Below are 1,086 nucleotides of genomic sequence, written 5' to 3'. Positions count from 1 at the left end.
CTTGCGCCCATTGCCGTCGGCCAATTGACATGATTTTCCATGGCCGCTCCTGTAGTGTTCGCCAAGCGTAGCAGCAGTGGTCGACGATATCCTCGTAGGACTTGAAGACGCGGTTGGATAGCCAGTTATCCCTCATGAACTGCCAGATGTTTTCGACGGGATTCAGTTCCGGCGATTTCGGCGGCAAAGGCAGGATGGTGATGTTTTCGGGGACGGCCAGATTGTTGGACATGTGCCATCCCGCCTGGTCCATGATGAGAATGGCGTGCCCATCCTCAGTGACGTTTCTGGCGATTTCAATCAGATGCTGGTTCATGGCATGAGTATCGCACCAGGGCATGACGAGGGCGGCGGCCTTGCCGTGCTGGGGGCAGATCGCGCCGAAGATATAGGCCGAGCGGGTGCGCTGGTCGTGCGGCGCAGATGGCCTTGATCCACGCTTGGCCCAGCGGCGGGTGATCTTGTTCTTCTGCCCGATACGGGCCTCGTCCTGGAACCAGATTTCGATCACTTTGCCCTTGGCGGGACCGGCGGCGATTTCTGCCACAGTGGTGGGGAAGTTTTTTTAAATGCGTCAGCCGCCTCGGCATCCTGCGCATGATGCCTCGGGCGAGCCGAGAGCTTGCGGTAGCCCATTGATCGCACTTCGCGACCCAAGGTCTCTTCACTCACCGAGACCCGGAACTCTTCCCAAATCCACTGCGCCAGATCACACAGACGCCAGCGAACGACGCCGTCGAGATAAGGCGTGGGGCCGCGCTCGATGGCTTGTGCCAGGGCTGTGCGCTGATCTTCGTTCAACAGTGACGGCTTGCCCGGAGCCTTCCCGTTGACCAGCCCGTCGGGACCGCGTGCGTTGAAGCGAACCACCCAGTCGCGCACGATCTGAACTGTCACGCTGCCGATCCGAGCAGCATTTGCGCGAGAGCCGCCATCATAGATCGATGCGAGGGCGAGAAGACGCCGAGCTTGGTCGGCATCTCGTGTCTGCCGAGCCAGACGCCGCAACCCATCCCCATCATACTCTGACCGCAACGAAATCGCCGAACCCATCGCAAACCTCCTGTTTGCGCCATCGATTCAGAT

The 1,086-nt window shown here is 59.9% G+C and carries 1 protein-coding gene; it reads right to left on the bottom strand.

Annotated elements, in window-relative coordinates:
• A protein-coding gene (locus BLJAPNOD_RS26940) for an IS630 family transposase (protein WP_115422128.1) occupies positions 1–1,053 on the bottom strand; the annotation gives its coding sequence in 2 pieces (ribosomal slippage) (positions 1–561 and positions 561–1,053; 1,054 coding nt annotated over the 2 pieces). This gene is flagged as partial in the annotation.
• Between the last annotated feature and the right edge of the window lie 33 nt (positions 1,054–1,086).

Source organism: Ensifer sp. M14 (genome assembly GCF_003355565.1).
Classification (GTDB): Bacteria; Pseudomonadota; Alphaproteobacteria; order Rhizobiales; family Rhizobiaceae; genus Ensifer.
The sequence above is the reverse complement of the archived record's forward strand: the minus strand, read 5'-3'. Positions and strand labels throughout refer to the sequence as shown.